We start from the raw sequence: 21,671 nt of genomic DNA on the forward strand, positions 1-21,671 counted from the left end.
GCGGACGCAACCGTTCGGAGCCGTCCTCATTCAAAAATCTCGGTTTTCATAAGCGCTTAGCGCGCGTTTGCGACCTTCGTCCGCAGCCACAATCGGGGCGGGATAGGTATCGGACGGCGACAAACCCCATGCGCGCGGTATGGCATCGAAATAGTCCAGTGCGTCCTCGTGCGGATTGCTGCGCCCCTCGGCGATCCAGCGGCTGACATAGGCGCGGTTCTTGTCGAATTTATCAAGCTGCGTGACCGGGTTGAACACCCGGAAATAGGGTGTCGCATCCGGCCCCGATCCCGCAGACCACTGCCAGCCCATCGCATTCGAGGCCGGGTCCCAGTCGATCAGGCAGTCTTCGAACCATTTTTGGCCAATCCGCCAGTCAGTCAACAGGTGCTTGGTCAGATAACTTGCCACGATCATGCGACCGCGATTGTGCATCCGGCCCGTTACGTACATCTCGCGCAGGGAGGCATCGACAAACTGGATACCCGTGCGCCCCTGTTTCCAAGCCGTGACCTCTTCGGTGTCCTCATCGGTGTTCCAAGGAAAGGCGTCCCAGTCGGGTTTCCAGTTGTCGGCCAGAATATGCGGCGTGTGATGCATCAGGTGATAGGCGAATTCGCGCCACACCAGTTCCTTGAGAAACGTCTCCGCCCCCGCTTTGCCCTCTTGGAGTGCCGCAAAACCTGCGTGCCAGCATTGGTGCGGGCTGATCTCTCCCAAGGCGAGGTTTTCGCTGAGGTTCGACGTGCGGTCAGCGGCAGGCAGGTCGCGCCCTGCATCATAGCCTGCGATCAGCTCGTCCGTGAAATAACCCAAGCGGTCGCGTGCCGCGTCTTCGCCCAAGCGCACAAAGGGGCGCACGATCTCTGCCCCACGGCGCATGTCGCGGCCAAGATCCCAGTCCATGATGTCCTCACTGCCCGGCCACGTCTCGGGTGTGGGCACCTTGCCCGGCGTGGGCAGCGGCACGTCGACATCGCGGTCTTTCACCGCGCGCCAGAACGGGGTGTAGACCTTGTAAAAGCCGCCGGTCTTGGTCTCGGTTGTCCACGGCTCGAACATCAGGTGCCCGCCGTAGCTGCGCGCGTCGATATCCGCCTCTTTCAGGCGCGCCTTGATCTGAGTGTCGCGCACCACCGCCTGCGGATCATACAGCCGGGACCAATAGACGGCCCCTGCCCCTGTATCCTTGATCAGCGCTTGCAGAACCGTCAGTGCGTCGCCCGACCGGCAGATCAGCCGACTGCCCTTGGCTTCGAGCGATTGGGCCACATGCGCCGCACCCAGGCCCCAGCGCCATTTTGGGGCTGCGCCCAGATCGTTGATACTGTCATCGCGGATGACAACAGGGATCACGGGCCGCCCCGTTTTGCAGGCGGCGGCAAAGGCGGTGTGGTCGCTCAGACGCAGGTCGCGCCGGAACCACATGATAATGGGGGAGCTGCTCACTCTCGGTTTCCGTAACTGTTTGGTAATCTTACGTAGGGCGTGCGGATATGGATCAAGCCACGGGGACTTTACCCAAGGTCATCGCAAAGAAATGGCCCCGGCACTGCCGCGCCGGGGCCTGTTTCTGTTGCCAAGGGCGGTCCGCCTATTCTGCGGGGGTCGCACCCTCGATCTCGGAATGCACTGTCGGCACACCAATGGCTTCGCGTTTGCCATCGTTGTAGATCGCCTTGATCAGCGACAGACACATCAGCACCATCACCACGCTGAAGGGCAACGCGCCGATCACCATCGCGGTCTGGATCGCCGACGTACCGCCAGAGATCAGCAGACCGCCCACAACCAGCGCCAGCGCACCACCCCAGAACAGGATGTGCGGACGCGCCTTGGGACCTTCGTCACCGGCGGCATTGATCGTGTTCACGATCAGCACGGCGGAGTCAGCGGAGGTGACAAGGAACGTCATCAGCAGCACAACGATCAACATCGCCATGCCCCAGGCCAGCGCCTCGGCAATCGGGGCCAGCATGAACTCGGTCATGGCAAAGATCTTGTCGCCATTGGCCGCGTCAAAGATCACGCCACTGGCGCCACCGTTCAGTTCCAGATCAATGGCGGTGCCACCGGCCCATGCGAACCAGACAAAGCACATCAGCGACGGCACGATCATCGCGCCCAGCACAAACTCACGGATGCTGCGCCCACGCGAGATGCGCGCAAGGAACAGGCCGACAAAGGGTGCAAAGGCGATCCACCACGCCCAGTAGAACACCGGCCACCAGCCCTGCCACTGCGTCAGCAGGAAGGATTCCGACCCTTCGACACCATCCGAAGACCAGACGTTGAGGCTCATCTGTGGCAGCGCGAGCAGATAGTCCCAGATCCCCACCACAAAGGCGGTCGCACCGAACCATGTCGCGCCAAAGATGATGAAAAAGCCCAAAAGGACAATCGACAGCACCATGTTGATGTTGGACAACCACTTGATGCCCTTGCCGACACCTGACAGGGCCGAAAGCGTGGATGCGCCCATAATGGCCACAAGTGCCACCACGATGCCCACGAATGTCGCGCCGCCTTCGGCATCCATGAGGCCGCCGATCCCGATGCGGGTCAGACCTGCCACGAATTGTTCCACGCCAAAGCCCAGCGTTTGCGCCACACCGAGAATGGTCGCCACAACGGCCACGATGTCGATCAGATGCCCGACCTTGCCCGACAGCGACTTGCCAAACAGCGGTGTCAGCGACGACCGGATGGTCAGCGGCAGACCGCGGCGGTAGCTGAAGAAAGCAAGACTAAGTCCCGCAACCGCGTAGCAGGCCCAAGCGCCCAAGCCCCAGTGCAGGAAGGACCATTTGTAGGCCATGCGCACGTTGTCCGCTTCGCCACCCGTCGTCACGCCCATGATGGTTTCGGGGTTCGATCCGAAATGCGCGACGGGTTCGGCCACGGCCCATGTCAACATGCCGACACCGATGCCTGCACCGAACATCATCGAGAACCACGAGAAATTGGAAAATTCCGGCTTTTCACCCGGCTGACCCAGATTCATGCGTCCCGCCGTCGGCCAAAGTGCAAGGCCAAGGCAGACAATGATGAAAAAGGCCACGACCCAGATGTACCACGCCGCAAAGTTGGCGAGGATCACCGAGTTGAGATCACCCAGCACCCGGCCCGACTGTGTCGGCCAAAAGATGCACCAGACCACAAGGACCGAAATGATGATTTTACTGACGACCGTCACATCGACGCTGAAGCCACGGTAAAAACCGTTATCAGCCGTGCGGATCGGCAAATCCGTCAAAGGGGGTTTCATAAGGGGTTACCTTCCTGTTTGTCTTTTTTATGACCGACAGGAAACCACGGGTGCACTGATTAACGAAGGATTAATTACTCCCTTTCAGGTCGTAATGAGACTCAGATCGCCGTTTTTGTTTGTGCGGTGAAAAAGGGCGCCGCGTTTTCAGGGCGAGCGGCGATTTCACGCTGAGCGTGCCGCCTGCTTTCTGCGCGGTCGATCGAGAATCGCGGCGGCATGTGTCTGGCGTCCGTGTCCCATGACAGCCAATAAACCGTCCAAAAGCGTCAAACCGCTGGGGCCGTTCGTCGTAATTCCACGGCCCTTTGCCCCACACCCTGTCACCCTGATCGCACGGACCGCGTGGCAAGCCCGGTCCCAGGGGCGTTTCCCGAATAGCGGGAAATCGTGTACCCTCAGCCCACGGTCAATGACACGCAAGATGCCGGACCGCACACAGAACAGGGAGCCAAGACATGGCGATAAAGGAACCGTTCACGGACCTTGATATCAACAAACAAGAGTCCGGATTTTATGAAGGCTACAGCCTTCCCATCGCGCTCAAATCCAAGACTATCATGGTCGCTCTTGTGCTGTGGGCCATCATCTTTCCGGTCAGCGCCAATGGCACGCTCGACAGTTGGAACTGGGCGTTGTTGCAGGGCTTTAACGCCTTTTACATCATCTCGGTCGGCTGTTTCGCCTTCTTCCTGTTTGCGCTGGCAATCCTGCCGACGGGCAAGCGAAAGTTGGGCGGGCATGACACTGTACCCGAGTTTTCCAACTTTTCATGGTTCTCCATGATGTTCGGCGCAGGTCTGGGCGTTGGCCTGATGGTCTTTGCCACCGCCGAACCGCTGGGTCTGTGGGGGTCAAACCCTGAAACGGTGGCAGGCAACGTCGCGGGCAATTCACCCGAAGCGCTGACGTCAGCCTATCGCTACACGTTCCTTCACTACGGATTTCACGCGTGGGCCATCTATGTGGTGACCGGGCTGAGCCTCGCCTATTACGCCTATACGCGGGACATGCCGCTGACCATTCGGTCGGCGCTGACACCCATTCTGGGCAAGGTCGCCAATGGCATCGTGGGTCACATCGTTGACGTGCTGGGCGTTGTGGCCACGATCCTTGGCGTGTCCGTCACCATCGGCTACGGCGTCAGCCAGTTTGTCGACGGGGTCTATGCCGTCACCGGTATGGGATGGCTGATGGGTGTCGCCGAAGGTGACGCGCCGCCGACGCCGTCCACGGTCGGCCTGTTGTCCGCACTGGCCGTCATCATGTTCCTGTCGATCCTGTCTGCGGTGTCAGGCGTGGGCCGCGGCATCAAATACCTGTCGAACCTCAACCTCGTCCTGTCCATCATCCTGCTGATGACATTTGTCATCTTCGGCAGTTTCATGTTCGCGATGACAACCTACGGCACAGCGCTGGTGGACTATATCATCCAGTTCATTCCGTTGAGTTTTGAGGCCTACAGCCCGCTGAGCGAAGAGGCGTTCACCGCCAATCTGCCAGAGGCGGCAGCCCCCCTTGCCACCGACCTCTATGGCGGAGCAACGAATGCATGGGGCAGCCTTGACGGCTTTACCGGCGGGCTCGAAGGGGCCGCGGCAGCGCTCGCACCCGAGGCACAGGCCGCAGCCTATGCGGCGGGCACCGAAGGTCGTCTGTTTGGCTGGCAATCGGGGTGGACGACGTTCTACTGGGCATGGTGGATCGCGTTCTCGCCCTTTGTCGGATTGTTCCTCGCGCGCATCTCCAAGGGCCGGACAATCCGGGAATTCATTCTCGGCTGTGTCTTCGCCCCGGCGCTGGTGTGCTTTGCGTGGATGACCATCTTGGGCGGCACCGCAATTGATCTGGAACTGCAAGGCGTGGCAGAGGGCGCCATCATTGGCGCGTCCAACACCAACAAGCTGTTTGTCACCCTCAGCTACATGATCGAGGGCGGTTTCCTGTCAGCGATTACCGTGATGTGCGTGGTGCTGATCATGACCTTCCTCGTCACCTCGGCGGATTCGGGCATCCTTGTGATGAACACGATCATGTCGGGCGGCGCGCAGGAAACCGGCGTCAAGCACCGGATCATCTGGGGCCTGATCATGACCGGCGTGATTGGCGGTTTGATCATCGCGGGTGCCTCGGGCCGTGGCGGTGATCCGCTGGCCTCGCTGCAAGACGCGATGATCATCGGCGCCCTGCCCTTTACCATCGTCATGGTGCTGATGATGGTGTCGCTGATCAAGGCGCTGTTCAACGACAGCCGCCGTGCCAAGGCGGGCGACGTGGTGGGGCAACCCGCCGAATAAGACCGGCACCTGAATGCGGCAGGGGCGCCCGACCGGCGCCCCTTTTGTATTGAACTAGAGGGCCGCGCGGATTTTCTCCGCATGGGCCTTGATCGCGTCCATATCCCCCATGGTGCCCGGCGGGCGCATCGCGACGCCTTCGTGCCTTGGATGGATGTGAAAATGCAGGTGAAACACTTCCTGCCCGCCTGCCGTCTCGTTGAACTGCTGCAAGGTGATCCCGTCTGCGTCAAATCCGGCCTTGGCGGCACGGGCCACCCGTCTGACCGTCCGCATCACCGCGGCCAGTTGCGCGTCGCTCGCATCCAGCACGTTCCGGCACGGTGTCTTGGGGATCACAAGGCAATGCCCATCCGTGCGTGGCATAATATCCATAAAACACAACGTGTCGTCATCTTCATAGACGGTCACGTTTGGAATTTCGCCCCGCAGGATCTTGGCAAAGATGTTCTGGTCGTCATAGGCGGTCATGACCTGCCCTCTTTTGTCGCTGATGTCGCGGCACCCTAACGGAGATCGTAAAAAGCGCCAGCCTCATTGCTGCGACGATCTATGCGTCGTGAGACAGGCGTCTGAAATTATTTTCACACGCCTTCTTGAACAACGTTCACGTTCTTCCTAAATCGTGAACATCGTTCAAGGAGCAAGAAAAATGAGTGATATGACCATGTTTGCCATCCCAGCCGGGATTGCCCTCGTCGCAGGTGTTTTTGGGTGGCTCACCGTGCATCTGCGCGCAAAGCCACTGTTCTGGTCCGTGCTGGGTCTGATTGCGGTGGTGTCGCTGGGCCTGTTTATGGCGGCGACCCAAGCATCCGGTTGGGATGGGCTGGCCTATATGATTATCCTGCTCTTCGGTGGTCTGCCCGCCGCCGCCGCCCAGTTGATTGGTGGAGGCGTCGGACTGGTGACACGCCAGCAGTTGCCGTTGCCGTCCTAGGCGTTCACATCCACAACCGCGCGGCCCTTGACCTGACCTTTGAGAATGTCGGCACCCAGTTGCGGCAGGTCAGACAGGGTCGCGGGTTGCACCATCGCCTCCAGCTTGTCCATCGGCAGGTCCTTGGCGATCCGCTCCCATGCGCGAACCCGGTTGTCATAGGGCTGCATGACGCTGTCGATGCCCAAAAGGTTCACGCCGCGCAACAAAAAGGGAATGACAGTGGCGGGCAAGCCTGCCCCACCGGCCAGCCCAACGGCAGCAACGCTCGCGCCGTATTGCATCTGGCCCAGCAGCCGCGCCAGCATTGCGCCACCAACCGCGTCCACGCAGCCGCCCCATGTTTCGCCTTCGAGCGGGCGTTTGGTGGTCTCGTTCAGCTCTTCGCGTGCCACAATCTGCGTGGCCCCAAGTGAGGTCAGATAATCCGCAGTCTCGGGCCGCCCGGTCACACCCGCAACCTCATGGCCCAGATTGGCAAGGATTGCGGTCGCGACAGACCCCACACCGCCCGCGGCCCCGGTGACCAACACCGGACCACCTTTCAGCCCGTGATCTTCGAGCGCCATGACAGCCAGCATGGCGGTGAACCCGGCGGTGCCCACCGCCATCGCCTGCCGCGTGTCCAGCCCCGCAGGCAGTGGCACCAGCCAGTCCGCCTTGACCCGCGCCTTTTGCGCATAGCCACCCCAATGCGCCTCGCCCACGCGCCAGCCGGTCAGGACAACCTTGTCACCGGGCGTGTAGCGATCATCATCCGACGCCTCGACGGTGCCCGCAAAATCGATGCCCGGCACATGCGGATAGTTCCGCACCAGACCGCCACCCGGCCCGATGCACAGTCCGTCCTTGTAGTTCACCGTCGAATATTCGACGGCAACGGTCACTTCGCCTGCGGGAAGATCGTCCAATGACAGCTCGGTCACCGCAGCAGAGGTCTTGCCGCTGTCTTCATCCTTATTGACCACCAGTGCATTGAACATATCGCTCTCCATGTCGCGGGGATGTCCCCGTCTCTGTTCCAAAAAAATCCCGGGGTGTCTGAGGGGCTGGCCCCTCAGTCCCGCACGTCAAAGCCAGAAGGCGTCCTGAACCGTTGCGCCCCGCATACCATCGGGCGTCTCGACCTCCAATGCCGTTCCGGCATCCCAGTGGGTCATGCGCACCATGCCAATGGATACGTTGGTCTCGAAATCCGGGCTCCAGGCGGCGCTTGTCACCTGCCCCACCCGCTTGCCGTTGCCGAAGACGGGCCACGCCCGGTCGCAGGGCGGCACCGCGTCGCCGTGGATTGCGATGGGACGGATCTGTTGCACCGGCCCTTCCTTGGACACCCGCAACAGCGCATCGCGCCCGATACAGCCGATGGCGGTCTGCGTGTCGCAGAACCGGCCCAGCCCGCATTCATGCGGAGTGTTGTCGTCGGTCATGTCGTTGCCGTAACTCAGCAGGCCGCCTTCGATCCGTTCGATGCCATTGGGGCAGCCTGCGCGCACCTCCAAGTCCTCTCCAGCCGTGAAAAGGTCGTTCCAGAGCGCCATGCCAAGGGCGCTGTCGGGCAGGTAAATCTCGAACCCGCCCTGTTTGGAATAGCCCGACCGCGCAATGGCCAGATCAAGGCCCTCATACTGGAACATGTCAAAGCGGAAAAACCGGATGTCACGCACCCGCTCGCCAAAAACCCGTTCCATCAGTGCATCGGCCTTGGGACCCTGTACCGCCAGCGGTGACACGTCCGGTTCGTCCACCAGCACATCCAGCCGGTAGCCATTGGCGATCCCCTTGACCCACAGCAGCAAATCCGAATCCGCAATGGAGATCCACCAACGGTCTTCGCTCAGCTTGACCGCCACGGGGTCGTTCAGCATCCCGCCGGTCTCATCCACGATGGGCACGTAATAGCACTGCCCCGGCAACATCCGGCGCAGATCGCGCGGGGTCAGCATTTGCATCAGGCGGCCCGCATCCGGGCCGCGCAGTTCAACCTGCCGCTCCACCGAGACGTCCCAGACCTGCACATGGTCCTTCAGGTGGCGATAGTCGGCCTCGACGCTTTCAAACACCGTGGGCAGCAGCATCCGGTTGTAGACGGTGTAGGCTTTGACGCCCGCGGCCTCGACCCCTTCGGAAAACGGTGTGCGGCGCAGGCGGCGCGATGGGGATATGACGGCCATCAGTCGTCCTCTGGCATAAAGATGATATCACTGACCGGCGCGGTCAGGCCCGCAGCGGTCATCATGGCGTGCAACTGACCCCGATGATGGGTCTGGTGCGTAAACAAATGCATCACGCAGCTTTCGAAAGGCGCGCGAAAGTCCTTTTTCATCATCCCGGAGTACCAAGACAATTCCCCCTTGAGCGCAACAGTGTCCAGCGCATCCGCCCAGAGCCGGATGGCCCCATCCATGCGGAAGCGTTCGGCGCTCCACACGGCGAACGTGGGTGTGAATTCTTTGTGCTGTTCGGCGGGCACCTCTGGCGCGGGAAATCCCGCGTCAAATCGGCTCATCCACATAAAATCGGCCCACAGGATGTGGTTCAGCGTCTCCATGATGGACCCAAAGAAAGCCCCGCGATCCTTGCGCAATATGTCGTCCGGCACACCTGCTAGCATTTCCATCAGTTGTTGGTTCTGCCAGGCGTTGTAACGGGCCATGGTACGTACATAACCCGCGTCGATCATGGTTTGGGGCCTTTCCAGTCGATCGGGCAGATCTCGGCCGATTTGCCGCCAAAGTCCCAGATACGACCGTAGTCACGCACTTTGGATTTCACGCCGCGCGCGGCGATAATGTCGGGACCCATCCAGTATTTGGAATTGCTGATCATCACCGGGTGGTCGGGCGATTTGCCGTCGATCATCTCGATCTCGCCCTGAATTTTGCGCCCGATATAGAGGCCCCGCTTCTTGCCTTCGCGCACGATCTCGACCTTTTCACGCTCCGCCCCGCGGATGTCACTGACCAGCATGGTAAACAGACCCGTCGTGCCGCCCGCCGCACCCGAGAAAATCTGCAGGATGCCGTTATAGGCCTTGCCGCTGGCGCGTTCGTCCACATAAGCCGCGACCTTCCAGCCGCCCTCGCCCATGCGACCCGGAATTTCGACCATGAGACCCACGTTCAGGCCGCTCAGGTCCTCGCCTTCGAAATGGCCTTCGTCGATGGCGATGGCCATCCACGCATAGCAATGCCCTTCGGTTGGCGGGTGCGCACCAAGGCTTACCACGCAGGGGCAGAACACCTCGCAGGAGCAATTCAGAAAAAGCTCGCCCTTGATCGCCCATTCGGTCGGACGCATCTGGCGCCGCCCCGGGTTGGGCATCCGGCTGTCGATCCGTTGGCTGATGGGGAGCTTGTCCGCATCGGGTCGTTTTTTCACCGCCATCTTATCCTCCTATCGCATAGGGCCAGGCCAGAACGGCCAACCCCGCAAGGGTCAGCACGACCCCCATCGGTTTGGTCACAAAATGCCCGATCTGGGGCAGTTTTTCGATGACCATAAACAACGTGGCAAGGCCCATCCAAAGCAGGCTCATTACCCCGCCGACAAAGCCAAGCGCCATGAACCCCCAGCAGCAGCCCACGCAAAACGCGCCCAGACCCAGCCCCATGCGCACACCGCCCCGAAACCCGGTGCGCCAATGGCCCAGGAAATACATCATCGGGCTGTGGCAAACGCCGTGGCAGACCTCTTTGGCGCGGGTAAACTGGAACGCCCCCACCGCAAGCAGCAATAGTCCCGCGAAGGTGGTTGTCTTGGAAATGCCCAGCATGTCGATCACCCCGCCATACAGCAGCGCCAATTGCACGCCCGCGATAATCGCAGCGAACGCCACCCACACAACGAAATAGCCCAGCACGACACCCAACCACCCGGTGCGCGTGCCGTCCGCACTGACCATCAGGTCCTCATAACTGCGCAAGGTCGGCACCAGTGTCGGCAGCATCATGGCCGCCATCATGATCGCCCACATCGTAAAGAGCGGGCCAAAATGCGCCATCGGCATATACATCGGCATCCGCGGGTCCATCGCGGCCATGCGCGCGCCCATCTCACCGGGGCGTCCCAACAGGTCGACATCCATGTTCACAGACATGGAAAACATGACCCACCAAGACGCAAGAATGGCCCCGAAGAACCCCAGCCACAGCGTGGAGCGGATCAGATGCGGCATGAGACCTCCCTAAAGCCCAAACAGCGCGACTCAACCCTGAGCACATTTCTCTTGGCAGATTAAATGTCAGACATTAAAATGTAAGACAAATGAAAATTGACCCCGACAGCACCAAGGACCTCTCCGCCCAGATCGCCGAGGCGATCCGCGCAGAGATTGTGGGTGGTCAGTTGATCGTGGATCAGCGCCTGCCGTCAGAGGCGGAACTGGCAGATCATTTTGAAGTATCGCGGCCCACGGTCCGCGAGGCGCTCAAGCGGCTGGCGGCGCAATCGCTGATCCGGACACAGCGCGGCGCCACGGGTGGCGCTTTTGTGAATCGCCTGCGATTCGAGGACGCTTATGACCAGCAAGTGACCACGGCATCTCTGTTGCTCAGCATGAATGCGGTGAGTTTTGATGTGGCCTGCGAGGCGCGCTATGCGCTGGAACGCGCCTGTGCGCCACTGGCCGCGCAGCGCCGCACACCGGATCATCTGGCTACGATGCGGGCCGAAATCCATCGCCAGTGCCAGCCGGGCCTGACGGACGAGGCGTTCTGCGCGTCGGACGTGACCTTTCACCGGGCGTTGGTGGATGGTGCGGGCAACAAGGTGCTCAGCTACCAGTTGGCGGGCGCGGTCGAGGCGATGCAGCCCCTGATGAACATGATCACCTTCACCGCGCGGTCGCGCGAGGCGATCGTGGCGCTGCACACCGACATTGCCGACGCGGTTGAAGCGCAGGACGCCGCCAAGACCGACGCAACCCTCATAAAACTAGAAGCCTATACCCGCGAGCTGGCGCATTCTGTCGTCACCGCGCGGGCGCAAAAGGCCACGTCAAAGGAGCAAACATCCGCCTGATCCCTGACAGAACAATAACCGCATGGGGCCGGGCATCGCATTCAGACCACACGTCAGGGAGGACGTTATGAATTTAAGACCTGATCCGACATTTTACCCCTCGCCCAAAGACGCAATCAACGCTCCGGTCGAGAAACTGGCGTTTACGCTGATGCTCAGCCCGGACGGCACGAAACCCGATGGATTGGCTGTTGTGGACGTGGACCCCGAAAGCAGCACCTACAGTCAGATCGTGCACGAACTTTATGTCGACAACCTTGGCGACGAGTTTCACCATTTCGGCTGGAATGCCTGTTCCTCGGCACTGTCGCCGCTGACGGGGCACGCGTTTTTCGAACGCCGCTACCTGATCATTCCCGGCATCCGGTCGTCCCGCATCTACATCATCGACGTCAAGGAACCGCTCAAGGCCAAGGTCCACAAGGTGATCGAACCCGAAGAGCTCTTTGCCAAAACGGGTTATTCCCGTCCCCACACGATCCATTGCGGCCCCGAAGGCATCTATGTTTCGACCCTTGGTGGCGGTGGTGAAGATGGCACCGACGGCCCTCCGGGCATCTTCATCATGGATTGCGAGACCTTTGAAATCCTTGGCCGCTATGAGATGGACCGGGGCATTCAGGACAAGCACTATGATTTCTGGTGGAACCTGCCGCGCGACTACATGGTCAGCAGCGAATGGGGCCTGCCGCCGCAATTCGAGAACGGCGTGGTGCCCGAGGATCTGTTGTCGAACAAATACGGCCACACGATCCACTTCTGGGATCTGCGTGGGCGCAAGGTAACCAAATCCATCGATCTGGGTGAAAACCACCAGATGGCACTGGAAATCCGGCCCGCCCACGACCCGGTCAAGGAATATGGCTTCTGCGGTGTGGTGGTCGACACCACCAATCTGCAAGGCGCAATCTTTACCTGGTGGCGGGATGAGAATGGCGAATGGCAGGCGAAAAAGACCATCACCATCGACCCCGTGCCCGCCGATGCCGACGACCTGCCCGACCTGCTCAAAGGGTTTGGTGCGGTGCCGCCGCTGGTCACGGATATCGACCTGAGCCTTGATGACAAGTACCTCTATGTCGCGTGCTGGGGTCTGGGCGAGATGCATCAATACGATGTGTCCGACCCGATGAACCCGGTGCTGGCGGGCAAGGTCGAGATCGGCGGCATCGTCGCCAAGACCAAGCATCCCAACGGCGAGGATTTTGGCTATGGGCCCCAGATGGTCGAGATCAGCCGCGACGGCAAACGGGTCTACTGGACCAACTCGCTCTATTCCACATGGGACGACCAGTTCTATCCCGGCGAGCGTGGCGCCGCGATGGTCATGGCGCATGTCGGCGAGAACGGTGGCCTGACGTTGGACAAGGACTTCTGGACGAAGTTCCCAGAAGGCTATCGCAGTCACCAGATACGGCTTGAGGGCGGCGACTGTTCGACGGACAGTTTCTGCTATCCGTCCGTCTAGATGGGCGTGACGTGGAACTGACAGGGGCGGCGGGCCTGTGGCTCGCCGTCGTCCTTTCGGGTCTGTATCACGGACTCAATCCCGGAATGGGCTGGCCGCTCGCGGTCTCCTCCGCTCTGTTCGAGCGTCGTCGAAGCGCCCTTTGGCCTGCGCTCGGGGCGCTTAGCCTTGGCCATTTCGCGGCGATGCTGGGCATCCTGCTGCCCTTCTCCATGATGGCGATCCTGATCGACTATCAGCGGGAAATCCGCATCGGGGCCGGTCTGATTGTCATCGGGATGGGTCTTTATCTGGTCATCACCCGCCGCCACCCACGGTTTCTTGCACGAATTCCGCCACACAAGCTCACCCTGTGGTCGTTCCTCGTGGCGCTGGCGCATGGGGCGGCGCTGATGCTGGTGCCCATCTATCTTGGCCTTTGTGCGATCGAAGAACTGGACGCAGGCCACCGCGCCGCCTCCGCGCTTATGGCCACAACCGCGCTCGCGCTTGGCGTGGCGGTCCTGCACACCGCTGCCATGATCGGATCAGGCGGCGCACTGGCCTATGCCGTTCACCGGTGGTTTGGCCTGCAATTCCTCAAAAAGGGCTGGTTCGACCTCGAAACGGTCTGGGCTGTCAGCCTTATCGGGGTTGGTGTTCTTGGGCTTTGGACAGCACTTTGAACTGGCGTAGAACCGTGCAATGGCTAACCTGTGGTTCAGTGACGCGCGAGAGCGTCTGTTAATGCGAACCGGAACGTCCCGTATATGATGCGCTTTATCGATTCCACGCTGGGCCGCTGGACCCGCCACTTCTTTTTCATCGTGGTGCGCAGCTACTATTCCCTGTTTTACAATGTCAGTTGCTCGGGCAAACACCTGCTTCAGGATCACCCGGGCGCATTGATCCTTGCGACACATGTGAGCCGCCATGACGGGCCGATCATTGCGGCCATTCTGTATACGACCACGCGGGTGCGCACGGTCGTGCATTACAACGAATACTACAATTGGCTGCAATGGTTCCCGATGTTCGTGATTTCGGCCATTCCGGTCAGTTCGCCACGCGAATGGCCAAAGGAAAAGCGCGCCGAACGCAAGGCGTTCAGCCTTGGTGTTGTCAGCAAGGTCCTGCACAGGGGCAACGCCGTGCTGCTCTTTCCTGCGGGCAAAACACGCCGCCAGCCCGAAGAAATCGTCGAACCGCATTATTCCGGTGCCTTTGATGTGGTCCAGTCCAATCCTGACATCCCCATCATGTTGGTGCGCATCGACGGCTTGGGCAAATTCCAGACCGCGCGCCACGACAGCTTTTACACCTTCATCGGTCGTAAAAAGGGCCGCCGCCACGTGAGCATCGACATCAAGCGGGTGGACGATCTGGACACGTCACGCGATCTGGCCGCTTTCAACGCCGACCTTGAGGCCCGCTTCAACACGCCCATCCGCTCGACCTGGTGAGACACGCCACTTGTCGGGCCCGGGCGACCGGGCTACGTGCGACGAATGACGGACATTCTGAACCTACTGGCCTGCCTGCTCACCATTGCCTTCGGGCTCTTTGGTTTTCTGGCCCCGCGCTATACGGCGGCGGCGCTTGATCTGGCCCCCACAACCAGCACCATGGGCCTAAGCGAAATGCGCGCCAGCGTGGGCGGGCTGTTTGTTGTGGCGGGCGCGGCTGCGCTCTGGCTCGACCATCCGCTGACCTATGGTATGATCGGCTTTGCCTTTGCGGGGGCGGCGTTGGGGCGGGCACTGTCGCTGATCCTCGATGCCCCACCCGTGCGCAAGGTCCTGATCTTTGGCGGGATCGAGGCAGCCCTCGCCGCATGGTTCCTGTCTGCCAATTTGTGAACCAAAACGCGCCTGCCGCGTTGGGGTCCTGAAACAGGCCAAGGATCCCACATGATGGAACTGATCTCATTTCTTAACTATGCCCTCGCGGGGGTGTCGATCATCTTTGGGGCTTTGGGTTGGCTCGCCCCGCGCTACACAATGGAAACGGTTGATCTGCGCGACGGCGGCTCGACGATGGGCCGGTCCGAAGTGCGCGCTGCATCCGGTGCACTGTTCGTCATTGCGGGTCTTGGGGCGCTGTGGCTCGACACGCCCGCCGCCTACGCCATGATCGGTTTCATCTGGGCAGGAGGTGCTGTGGGCCGTGCCACGTCGCTGATGCTCGACGGTCAAACCCGGCTAAAGTGGATTTTCTTTGGCTCCGAGGTTGCGGTTGCCGCCATGGCCCTAGCGATCAACCTTTGACTAAAATATCGTAAAATCAACGCATAACGCCACCGCCTTAAACCGACACTCCACCCGTCTCTGTCCCAAAAAAATCCCCGCCGGAGGCTCCCACAGATTGCAAACCGTGCACCGCTGGCCTACATATCAACTGTTCTTCGGAACTATGGACATAAACGCGCTCGTAATAAACGGATCGGACCCGGGGGCGGTACCCGGCGGCTCCACCAAACATCCTTTCGTTTGAAGGATCATGGGGCCGAAACAGGATCGACGGACGTCTAAAGGGGTTAGCTTTGTCTCGGCTGTCTGCCACCGTTACCGGCGAAAACAGTACAATTGCAAACGACAATCGTGCTCCGGTTGCTCTGGCTGCGTAAGCAGTTCGAGTCGAACCGACTTTAAGCCCTCTCGCCTAGCCGCGTGAGGCGGGGTTCGCAGGCACCTGGCAACAGAAGCCTGCACTTCCCCACAACTGACGTAGCTTCAATCAGCACACAGGGGCTGTTCAATTGGAATTAACCCAACGCGGTTAAAGATGCGGTATCGGCCAATGGGAAGGACCGCGCTGTGCCACATAAGCCCGAAATTTTGCAGGCATGGCTTGACCGCATCTGGACGGCGGGTGAGATGGACGCCATCCCCGAATTTTTTTCGCCCGACGCAACCGCAACCGGCATTCTGCCGGACATGGCCCTGTCCGCAACTGATATGCCGGAACTGGTGCAACTGATGCGCGCGCAATTGGGACCAATCGACGTGCGACTGGCCAAGGTCATGGATCAGGGCGACTGGATTGCGGCGTTGGTTGAGGTGCGCAGCCATGTGATCGACACCGGTGATCCTGTCCATGTCTTTGGCCAGATCATGGCGCAATTCGAAGGCCGTAAGATGGTTGAGGTCTACCACAGCTTCGACTTCCTCAGCTATTTCGAACAATTGGGGCAACTGCCGCCAAATGCATTGGCGCTGTGTCTCACAGGGACCCGCCTGCGATGATCGCTTGACCGCGCCGCGCTGCCCCGGCTAACAACAGCATACGGGGGCATATGCGACTGCCCCATCAGGTCATACCGGCCCAAAGTCGCATCCTTTTGCATGGCGTAAAGGATGCTCAAATGGACCTGACCCTTTTCACAACAGCAGATGTTCTGCTGCCCCGACTTGGCACGGGGCATACCCCCACCCTGTTCGACGTATGCGTGCCCAAAGATGTGGCAGCAGACCCTTGGCGGTTGCCCGGCGCGCAACGGTTTGCGCATCGCGATATCGCTCGCATGGCTGACCGGATGGCCGCGGAGCAAGAGGCCGTTGTGATCTGCCAAAAGGGGCTGAAACTCAGCATCGGTGTCGCGGCGCATCTGCGCGCCCTGGGCCATTCGGCCCACGCCCTTGCGGGCGGTGTGCTTGGCTGGGGCGATGCTGGCCTGCCCCGTATCCGCGACACCAAAGCGGCGCAGACCTATGTCCTGTCGCCCCCCTGCACGCCAAACGCTTGTCTGGCAGTGTGGCTCATCCGGCGCTGGATCGCGCCCATGGCGGATATCCTTTGGGTGCCAGAGGATGCAGGCCCCGCTGTCGCGGACCGGTTCGATGGGGTTCACGTGCCGCCCGGAGAGGACACGGCAGCAATACTGGCGGATGCGGGGCTGCATTGGGCCCCCCTCGACACCTTTATGAATGAGGCGCGCGCGCAGCCTGATGGATGGGCCGCATTGCTCCGCGCACCGGAAAAAGTGCACAACACACCCGACAGCGCGGCACTGGCCGCCCTGCCGGTGATCGACGCCGCGTGGACCGCCCTGCGAAAGGACATACCATGACCCCGAGCTGGACCGAAATGACCCGCGTGTTTGGCCGCATTGGCGTTTTGTCCTTTGGTGGGCCAGCGGCGCAGATTGCGTTGATGCATGACAGCCTTGTGTCCCGCCACGCATGGCTGACCGAACAGCAATATCTGCGCGCGCTGTCGCTGTGCATGTTGCTGCCGGGCCCCGAAGCGATGCAACTGGCCACCTACGCGGGCTGGCGTTTGCGCGGCACGGCGGGCGGGCTGCTGGCCGGACTGCTGTTTGTGGTGCCGGGCGCGCTGGTGATCGTCGCGCTGGCGCTGGGATATGTCTGGTACGGGGATTTGCCGCTGGTGCGTGCAGCGTTTCTGGGCATCAAGGCTGCGGTGATTGTTATCGTGCTGCAAGCGCTGCTGCGTCTGGCGCGCAAGGCCTTGACTGGTGCGGCGGCGTGGGCGCTGGCCGGGGGGGCCTTTGTCGCGCTTTTTGCGCTTGGCCTGCCCTTTCCGCTGATCGTGCTGGCCGCCGGGCTCTTTGGGTATGTCACTGCGCGAACGCACAACGCGCCCGCCCCGCCTGCGGACAGACCAAAAGGGACTGTGCGCACCGTGCTGGTCTGGGCCGCGATCTGGGCCGCGCCGCTGCTGCTGTGCTGGATTTTTGCGCAACCTTTCCTGCTGCAAATCGGGCTCTTTTTCTCAAAACTTGCTGTGGTCACTTTTGGCGGCGCCTACGCGGTGTTGGCCTATATGACGCAGGAGGTCGTGCAAAACTATGGCTGGATCGAAACGGGTCAGATGATCGATGCGCTTGGTCTGGCGGAAACCACGCCCGGCCCGTTGATCCTTGTGACCGAATTCGTGGCCCTGCTGGCCGGATACGCGCAAGGCGGCCTGCCCGTGGCCATTGCGGCGGGGGCGCTGACACTGTGGGTTACGTTTACCCCCTGTTTTCTATGGATTTTCGCCGCCGGCCCTTACCTTGACCACATCGCGGCGCGCCCGCGCCTTGCGGCGGCCCTTCAGGCCATTACGGCGGCTGTTGTGGGCGTGATCCTGAACCTATCAGTGTGGTTTGCCTTGCATGTGATCTTTGGCCAGATCGGCACCGGTGACGCGCTGCCAATCCCGGTGCCGGTGCTTGCGTCCATCGACCTGTGGGCCGTCGTCCTCACCGCATTTGCGATGGTCCTGATGCTGTTGTTCCGGCTTGGCCTGCTCTGGAGCCTCGCGGTGCTGGCGACCTGTGGCGCGGCACTTGGCATGGTCGGGGTGGTATAATCACGCCATTTGTCCGCCTGCCCCTTTCCTTGCCCGCAAATTGGGATAAGGTAGAACCAAATGGCGGAGAGTATAAATGAGCCGCGGCATTGATTACGGCAATTTGATGCATGAGGCCATGCGTGGCCTCATCCGCAAGGTCCTGACGGACGTGTCGCAGAACGGGCTACCGGGCGCGCACCACTTCTTTATCACCTTCGACACCAGTCACCCCGACGCAGAACTCGCCGATTGGCTGAGCGACCGCTATCCGGGGGAAATGACTGTGGTGATGCAGCACTGGTACGACAATCTTGATGTCGGGACCGATGGCTTTGCCGTGACGCTGAATTTCGGCGACGCACCAGAGCCGCTCTATATTCCATACGACGCGATCAAGACATTCGTGGACCCGTCGGTGGAATTTGGTCTGCGCTTTGAGACGCAGGACAGCGATCAGGAGGATGCGCCCGCAGCGCCGCCCGAAATTCTGCCCAGCAGCGCCATCACCACACCCGAGGCCGACGGTCAGGACAAGGATGACAGCGGCAAACCCGCCGATGTCGTGTCACTGGACAGTTTCCGCAAATAATCCCGTCAATCGATGCGGGTCAAAAACGTCTCAACCGCGCGCAAAATCTCACCATCCCGGATGTTCTGGAACCGCAGGTCGAGACCGCCATCGGCAAGCGTCCGGTCATATTGCTGAAGGCTGTACCCGCCCGCCTCGCTGACAAACAGCGAATAGACCGTCAGCGTGTCACCATCAATGCGCGCCCAGACATACGGTTCCCCCTTCATCGGGTCTAGCTGTACACGGTGACCAAACACATTCTTTTGCTGAGCCGCCGCATAAACCGCTGCCCGCCCGCTGGGCACAAAGTCGATCGTGTAGGATTTTTCCTTGGTCCGCCCGTCGCTGCGATACGTCACAGAGGTCCATTTGACCTGAAACCCTTCCTTGGTTTCCGATATGTCGACGCTCATGTCGCGTGGAATCTTGGTGCCGTCAGCCGCGGTCACCTCTGCCGACCCTTCGTAACTGCCTGCAAACTTGGCGATTTCCGCCCGCGCGACGCTGGTCCACACCATCAGGGCGGCAATCAACACCACGCAAAGCGCGGGCGACAAGCGGGAGCGGATCATGGGGCAGTCCTTCTGAACGGGCATATGCACCTTTCTATATAGGGGGACAGCCCGCGTCTTGCACTAGCTGCGCGCAATTTGAACCACCGCGACATGGCTGCCGCTTGTGAGCGCAGGCAGGCGCAGGTAAACGCAATCAACCGGAACTGACATCGCAGGAGAGCCCAATGGCCGACACGCGCACCGAAACCGACAGCTTTGGCCCGCTGGAGGTGCCTTCCGACAAGTATTGGGGCGCCCAGACCCAGCGGTCGATCATGAACTTTCCCATCGGCTGGGAAAAGCAGCCTGTGCCGGTTGTGCGCGCGCTTGGCGTGATCAAAAAGGCGTGTGCGATGCAGAACAAGGCCCAGGGCACGCTGGATGCGCGTCTGGCAGACGCAATAGTCGAGGCCGCGGGCGAGGTTATCGACGGCAAGCTCGACGACAATTTTCCGCTGGTGGTCTGGCAAACAGGTTCGGGCACACAGTCCAACATGAACGCCAACGAGGTGATTGCGAACCGCGCCATTGAATTGCTGGGTGGTGTGATCGGTTCCAAGGATCCGGTCCATCCGAACGATCACTGCAATATGGGACAGTCATCGAATGACACCTTTCCCACCGCTATGCACATCTCGACCGCGATGACCGCGCGGGACGTGTTGCTGCCGGGATTGCGCAAGCTGCACGCGGCCTTGGCGGCCAAGGCAGAGGCGTTCAAGGACATCATCAAAATCGGGCGCACGCATACGCAGGACGCCACTCCGCTGACACTGGGTCAGGAGTTTTCCGGCTATGCGCATCAGGTCGCCATGGGCATCGCCCGGGTCGAGGGCGCCCTGCCCCGCATCTATGAACTGGCCCAAGGCGGCACCGCCGTTGGCACCGGGCTGAATACACAACACGGCTGGGCCGAGGCGGTGGCAGGCCATATGGCCGACATCACCGGCCTGCCCTTTGTCACCGCCCCCAACAAATTCGAAGCGCTGGCCGCCCACGACGCCATGGTCGAAATGTCGGGCGCGCTAAAGACGGTTGCAGCATCCCTGTTCAAGATTGCCAACGACATCCGGCTGCTGGGCTCCGGCCCGCGGTGTGGTCTGGGCGAATTGATGTTGCCTGAGAACGAACCCGGCTCGTCCATCATGCCGGGCAAAGTGAACCCGACGCAGTGCGAGGCGCTGACACAGGTTTGCGCCCACGTGATGGGGAACGATGCCGCCGTCGGATTTGCCGGGTCGCAGGGTCATTTCGAGCTGAACGTCTACAAACCCATGATGGTGTACAACGTGTTGCAATCCATGCAGCTGATCGGCGACGCCTCTGTGGCGTTTACAGACAACCTTGTGGACGGGTTGCAGGCGGATGAGGTGCGTATCGACAAGCTGATGCGCGAGTCACTTATGCTGGTCACCGCGTTGGCCCCCGAGATCGGCTATGACAACGCCACCAAAGTTGCCAAGACCGCGCACAAGAACGGCACCACCCTGATCGAGGAAGCGGTGAAGATGGGATTTGTCACCGAAGAGCGGTTCAATGAGGTCGTGCGCCCCGAAAACATGATCGGACCCAAGTGAGCACGCCCATCAATCTGAACAAGGCCCGCAAGGCCCGCGCGCGCGCCGAGAACAAGGCGCGCGCTGACGCCAATGCGGTGACGTTCGGATTGACGAAAGCAGACAAACGCTCCGCTCAGGTTGAAAATGCCCGCGAGGCGCGAAAATTGGATGGCCAAGCCCTTGAGATGCCGCGCAAAGGCGCAGATGACGGCTCCGAAAAGCCATAAATTGTCTGTATTCGCTTGGACCGTGACAGTGACAGGTGTTTCGATGACGCAACCCAATGCCGCCGATCAGGCTCAAAAACAGCGGATCCGTGCATTGCGCCGGGCGCGCCGCTATCTGCGTGCCAATCAGGGCGCTTTGGCGCGGGTTCTGAACACCTATGCGCGGGTTGCAGAGCTTGACCCCGCGCGCCGTTTCCTGCCTGACCAGTGAGCGGTCGCCCCGAAAAACACTCCCTGACCCTCAAGGGGCACCGGACCAGCGTATCGCTCGAGCCTGAATTTTGGGACGCGTTCCGCGAAATTGCTGCCGAAGACGGCTTACCAATCAATGCTTTGGCCGCTGAAATTGATGTAACCCGCGGCGCCGATGTTGGCCTCGCTTCGGCCATACGTGTATTCGTACTGCGCCGGGTGCGTGCGCGGGGCACGAAGGCATAAGCGGTCCCGACATCTTCGACCCACACAGATGATCCAACCGCGACGGCTGG

25 protein-coding genes and 1 other RNA gene are annotated in these 21,671 nt (G+C 60.7%); 17 read left to right on the forward strand and 9 right to left on the reverse strand.

What is annotated here, in order from left to right; translation table 11 throughout:
* Positions 1 to 30 precede the first annotated feature (30 nt).
* Positions 31 to 1,428, reverse strand: coding sequence for a deoxyribodipyrimidine photo-lyase (locus tag Q1A85_RS05915; protein WP_299688523.1), 1,398 nt, complete (start codon positions 1,426 to 1,428; stop codon positions 31 to 33).
* A gap of 166 nt (positions 1,429 to 1,594) precedes the next feature.
* A complete protein-coding gene (locus Q1A85_RS05920) occupies positions 1,595 to 3,268 on the reverse strand; it encodes a BCCT family transporter (protein ID WP_299686404.1) in 1,674 nt (557 codons plus the stop codon).
* A 458-nt stretch (positions 3,269 to 3,726) separates the two neighbouring features.
* Between Q1A85_RS05920 and Q1A85_RS05925 the strand changes: the two genes are divergently transcribed.
* Complete coding sequence (locus tag Q1A85_RS05925; RefSeq protein WP_299686406.1) at positions 3,727 to 5,565, forward strand: BCCT family transporter; 1,839 nt, start codon at positions 3,727 to 3,729, stop codon at positions 5,563 to 5,565.
* 54 nt (positions 5,566 to 5,619) lie between these two features.
* Here Q1A85_RS05925 and Q1A85_RS05930 read toward each other — a convergent pair whose 3' ends face one another.
* A complete protein-coding gene (locus Q1A85_RS05930; protein ID WP_299686408.1) occupies positions 5,620 to 6,036 on the reverse strand; it encodes an HIT family protein in 417 nt (138 codons plus the stop codon).
* Between the two features lie 181 nt (positions 6,037 to 6,217).
* Here Q1A85_RS05930 and Q1A85_RS05935 point away from each other — a divergent pair, with 181 nt between their 5' ends.
* Positions 6,218 to 6,505 (forward strand): hypothetical protein, encoded by a 288-nt coding sequence (locus tag Q1A85_RS05935; protein ID WP_299686409.1) that lies wholly within the window; start codon positions 6,218 to 6,220, stop codon positions 6,503 to 6,505.
* On the opposite strand, the gene acuI is transcribed toward Q1A85_RS05935, so the two are convergent.
* The 5 genes from acuI to Q1A85_RS05960 form a co-directional block, all read right to left on the reverse strand.
* Positions 6,502 to 7,488: an acryloyl-CoA reductase gene (gene acuI, locus Q1A85_RS05940; protein WP_299686411.1), complete on the reverse strand. Its 987-nt coding sequence runs from the start codon at positions 7,486 to 7,488 to the stop codon at positions 6,502 to 6,504. The genes Q1A85_RS05935 and acuI overlap by 4 nt on opposite strands.
* Before the next feature lie 87 nt (positions 7,489 to 7,575).
* Positions 7,576 to 8,679, reverse strand: coding sequence for a dimethylsulfoniopropionate demethylase (locus Q1A85_RS05945; protein ID WP_299686413.1), 1,104 nt, complete (start codon positions 8,677 to 8,679; stop codon positions 7,576 to 7,578).
* Entirely contained in the window at positions 8,679 to 9,188 is a 510-nt protein-coding gene (locus Q1A85_RS05950; protein WP_299686415.1) for a DinB family protein, read from the reverse strand. The genes Q1A85_RS05945 and Q1A85_RS05950 overlap by 1 nt, the downstream gene beginning before the upstream one ends.
* Entirely contained in the window at positions 9,185 to 9,892 is a 708-nt protein-coding gene (locus tag Q1A85_RS05955) for a DUF1326 domain-containing protein (protein ID WP_299686417.1), read from the reverse strand. Before Q1A85_RS05955 ends, Q1A85_RS05950 begins: the two co-directional genes overlap by 4 nt.
* A 1-nt stretch (position 9,893) precedes the next feature.
* The gene (locus Q1A85_RS05960; protein WP_299686418.1) at positions 9,894 to 10,682 is read right to left on the reverse strand and encodes a DUF2182 domain-containing protein; all 789 of its coding nucleotides are present in this window, start codon (positions 10,680 to 10,682) and stop codon (positions 9,894 to 9,896) included.
* 89 nt (positions 10,683 to 10,771) lie between these two features.
* Here Q1A85_RS05960 and Q1A85_RS05965 point away from each other — a divergent pair, with 89 nt between their 5' ends.
* The 11 genes from Q1A85_RS05965 to Q1A85_RS06015 all read left to right on the forward strand — a co-directional run bounded on the left by Q1A85_RS05965 (position 10,772) and on the right by Q1A85_RS06015 (position 18,861).
* Positions 10,772 to 11,527 carry an FCD domain-containing protein gene (locus tag Q1A85_RS05965; protein ID WP_299686419.1) on the forward strand — a complete coding sequence of 252 codons (756 nt, stop codon included), beginning with the start codon at positions 10,772 to 10,774 and terminating at the stop codon, positions 11,525 to 11,527.
* Between the two features lie 67 nt (positions 11,528 to 11,594).
* On the forward strand, positions 11,595 to 12,995 hold the full coding sequence (locus tag Q1A85_RS05970; protein WP_299686420.1) for a selenium-binding protein SBP56-related protein: 1,401 nt from the start codon (positions 11,595 to 11,597) through the stop codon (positions 12,993 to 12,995).
* A 17-nt stretch (positions 12,996 to 13,012) separates the two neighbouring features.
* On the forward strand, positions 13,013 to 13,660 hold the full coding sequence (locus Q1A85_RS05975; RefSeq protein ID WP_299688526.1) for a hypothetical protein: 648 nt from the start codon (positions 13,013 to 13,015) through the stop codon (positions 13,658 to 13,660).
* An 84-nt stretch (positions 13,661 to 13,744) separates the two neighbouring features.
* Complete coding sequence (locus Q1A85_RS05980) at positions 13,745 to 14,437, forward strand: 1-acyl-sn-glycerol-3-phosphate acyltransferase (RefSeq protein WP_299686421.1); 693 nt, start codon at positions 13,745 to 13,747, stop codon at positions 14,435 to 14,437.
* Positions 14,438 to 14,482: 45 nt separating this feature from the next.
* Positions 14,483 to 14,833: a DUF4345 family protein gene (locus tag Q1A85_RS05985; protein WP_299686422.1), complete on the forward strand. Its 351-nt coding sequence runs from the start codon at positions 14,483 to 14,485 to the stop codon at positions 14,831 to 14,833.
* 51 nt (positions 14,834 to 14,884) lie between these two features.
* Complete coding sequence (locus Q1A85_RS05990) at positions 14,885 to 15,241, forward strand: DUF4345 family protein (RefSeq protein ID WP_299686423.1); 357 nt, start codon at positions 14,885 to 14,887, stop codon at positions 15,239 to 15,241.
* 93 nt (positions 15,242 to 15,334) lie between these two features.
* Positions 15,335 to 15,686, forward strand: a transfer-messenger RNA (tmRNA) gene (gene ssrA / locus Q1A85_RS05995).
* A gap of 104 nt (positions 15,687 to 15,790) precedes the next feature.
* Positions 15,791 to 16,219 (forward strand): nuclear transport factor 2 family protein, encoded by a 429-nt coding sequence (locus tag Q1A85_RS06000; RefSeq protein ID WP_299686424.1) that lies wholly within the window; start codon positions 15,791 to 15,793, stop codon positions 16,217 to 16,219.
* Positions 16,220 to 16,338: 119 nt separating this feature from the next.
* The gene (locus Q1A85_RS06005) at positions 16,339 to 17,043 is read left to right on the forward strand and encodes a hypothetical protein (protein WP_299686425.1); all 705 of its coding nucleotides are present in this window, start codon (positions 16,339 to 16,341) and stop codon (positions 17,041 to 17,043) included.
* A complete protein-coding gene (gene chrA / locus Q1A85_RS06010; protein ID WP_299686426.1) occupies positions 17,040 to 18,290 on the forward strand; it encodes a chromate efflux transporter in 1,251 nt (416 codons plus the stop codon). The genes Q1A85_RS06005 and chrA overlap by 4 nt, the downstream gene beginning before the upstream one ends.
* Before the next feature lie 76 nt (positions 18,291 to 18,366).
* On the forward strand, positions 18,367 to 18,861 hold the full coding sequence (locus Q1A85_RS06015) for a ClpXP protease specificity-enhancing factor SspB (RefSeq protein WP_299686427.1): 495 nt from the start codon (positions 18,367 to 18,369) through the stop codon (positions 18,859 to 18,861).
* Positions 18,862 to 18,866: 5 nt separating this feature from the next.
* On the opposite strand, the gene Q1A85_RS06020 is transcribed toward Q1A85_RS06015, so the two are convergent.
* Positions 18,867 to 19,415: a hypothetical protein gene (locus Q1A85_RS06020; RefSeq protein ID WP_299686428.1), complete on the reverse strand. Its 549-nt coding sequence runs from the start codon at positions 19,413 to 19,415 to the stop codon at positions 18,867 to 18,869.
* Between the two features lie 167 nt (positions 19,416 to 19,582).
* Here Q1A85_RS06020 and fumC point away from each other — a divergent pair, with 167 nt between their 5' ends.
* The 4 genes from fumC to Q1A85_RS06040 are packed head-to-tail and all read left to right on the forward strand — an operon-like array spanning position 19,583 to position 21,621.
* A complete protein-coding gene (gene fumC, locus Q1A85_RS06025; RefSeq protein ID WP_299686429.1) occupies positions 19,583 to 20,974 on the forward strand; it encodes a class II fumarate hydratase in 1,392 nt (463 codons plus the stop codon).
* Positions 20,971 to 21,183 carry a DUF4169 family protein gene (locus Q1A85_RS06030; protein ID WP_299686430.1) on the forward strand — a complete coding sequence of 71 codons (213 nt, stop codon included), beginning with the start codon at positions 20,971 to 20,973 and terminating at the stop codon, positions 21,181 to 21,183. The genes fumC and Q1A85_RS06030 overlap by 4 nt, the downstream gene beginning before the upstream one ends.
* Positions 21,161 to 21,394: a hypothetical protein gene (locus Q1A85_RS06035; RefSeq protein WP_299686431.1), complete on the forward strand. Its 234-nt coding sequence runs from the start codon at positions 21,161 to 21,163 to the stop codon at positions 21,392 to 21,394. The genes Q1A85_RS06030 and Q1A85_RS06035 overlap by 23 nt, the downstream gene beginning before the upstream one ends.
* Positions 21,391 to 21,621 carry a ribbon-helix-helix domain-containing protein gene (locus Q1A85_RS06040; RefSeq protein ID WP_299686433.1) on the forward strand — a complete coding sequence of 77 codons (231 nt, stop codon included), beginning with the start codon at positions 21,391 to 21,393 and terminating at the stop codon, positions 21,619 to 21,621. The genes Q1A85_RS06035 and Q1A85_RS06040 overlap by 4 nt, the downstream gene beginning before the upstream one ends.
* Positions 21,622 to 21,671: the final 50 nt, after the last annotated feature.

The organism is uncultured Tateyamaria sp., from assembly GCF_947503385.1.
Classification (GTDB): domain Bacteria; phylum Pseudomonadota; class Alphaproteobacteria; order Rhodobacterales; family Rhodobacteraceae; genus Tateyamaria.

What these genes read in the sequence shown, in the direction of transcription:
- Q1A85_RS05980 (WP_299686421.1), top strand. Translation starts at nt 13,745, where the DNA reads ATGATGCGCTTTATCGATTCCACGCTGGGCCGCTGGACCCGCCACTTC.
- Q1A85_RS05965 (WP_299686419.1), top strand. Translation starts at nt 10,772, where the DNA reads ATGAAAATTGACCCCGACAGCACCAAGGACCTCTCCGCCCAGATCGCC.
- Q1A85_RS05930 (WP_299686408.1), bottom strand. Translation starts at nt 6,036, where the DNA reads ATGACCGCCTATGACGACCAGAACATCTTTGCCAAGATCCTGCGGGGC.
- fumC (WP_299686429.1), top strand. Translation starts at nt 19,583, where the DNA reads ATGGCCGACACGCGCACCGAAACCGACAGCTTTGGCCCGCTGGAGGTG.
- Q1A85_RS05955 (WP_299686417.1), bottom strand. Translation starts at nt 9,892, where the DNA reads ATGGCGGTGAAAAAACGACCCGATGCGGACAAGCTCCCCATCAGCCAA.
- Q1A85_RS05960 (WP_299686418.1), bottom strand. Translation starts at nt 10,682, where the DNA reads ATGCCGCATCTGATCCGCTCCACGCTGTGGCTGGGGTTCTTCGGGGCC.
- Q1A85_RS05945 (WP_299686413.1), bottom strand. Translation starts at nt 8,679, where the DNA reads ATGGCCGTCATATCCCCATCGCGCCGCCTGCGCCGCACACCGTTTTCC.
- Q1A85_RS06035 (WP_299686431.1), top strand. Translation starts at nt 21,161, where the DNA reads ATGACGGCTCCGAAAAGCCATAAATTGTCTGTATTCGCTTGGACCGTG.
- Q1A85_RS06005 (WP_299686425.1), top strand. Translation starts at nt 16,339, where the DNA reads ATGGACCTGACCCTTTTCACAACAGCAGATGTTCTGCTGCCCCGACTT.
- Q1A85_RS06015 (WP_299686427.1), top strand. Translation starts at nt 18,367, where the DNA reads ATGAGCCGCGGCATTGATTACGGCAATTTGATGCATGAGGCCATGCGT.
- Q1A85_RS05920 (WP_299686404.1), bottom strand. Translation starts at nt 3,268, where the DNA reads ATGAAACCCCCTTTGACGGATTTGCCGATCCGCACGGCTGATAACGGT.
- Q1A85_RS05935 (WP_299686409.1), top strand. Translation starts at nt 6,218, where the DNA reads ATGAGTGATATGACCATGTTTGCCATCCCAGCCGGGATTGCCCTCGTC.
- Q1A85_RS05985 (WP_299686422.1), top strand. Translation starts at nt 14,483, where the DNA reads ATGACGGACATTCTGAACCTACTGGCCTGCCTGCTCACCATTGCCTTC.
- acuI (WP_299686411.1), bottom strand. Translation starts at nt 7,488, where the DNA reads ATGTTCAATGCACTGGTGGTCAATAAGGATGAAGACAGCGGCAAGACC.
- Q1A85_RS05915 (WP_299688523.1), bottom strand. Translation starts at nt 1,428, where the DNA reads ATGTGGTTCCGGCGCGACCTGCGTCTGAGCGACCACACCGCCTTTGCC.
- Q1A85_RS05970 (WP_299686420.1), top strand. Translation starts at nt 11,595, where the DNA reads ATGAATTTAAGACCTGATCCGACATTTTACCCCTCGCCCAAAGACGCA.
- Q1A85_RS05925 (WP_299686406.1), top strand. Translation starts at nt 3,727, where the DNA reads ATGGCGATAAAGGAACCGTTCACGGACCTTGATATCAACAAACAAGAG.
- Q1A85_RS06020 (WP_299686428.1), bottom strand. Translation starts at nt 19,415, where the DNA reads ATGATCCGCTCCCGCTTGTCGCCCGCGCTTTGCGTGGTGTTGATTGCC.
- Q1A85_RS05950 (WP_299686415.1), bottom strand. Translation starts at nt 9,188, where the DNA reads ATGATCGACGCGGGTTATGTACGTACCATGGCCCGTTACAACGCCTGG.
- Q1A85_RS05990 (WP_299686423.1), top strand. Translation starts at nt 14,885, where the DNA reads ATGATGGAACTGATCTCATTTCTTAACTATGCCCTCGCGGGGGTGTCG.
- chrA (WP_299686426.1), top strand. Translation starts at nt 17,040, where the DNA reads ATGACCCCGAGCTGGACCGAAATGACCCGCGTGTTTGGCCGCATTGGC.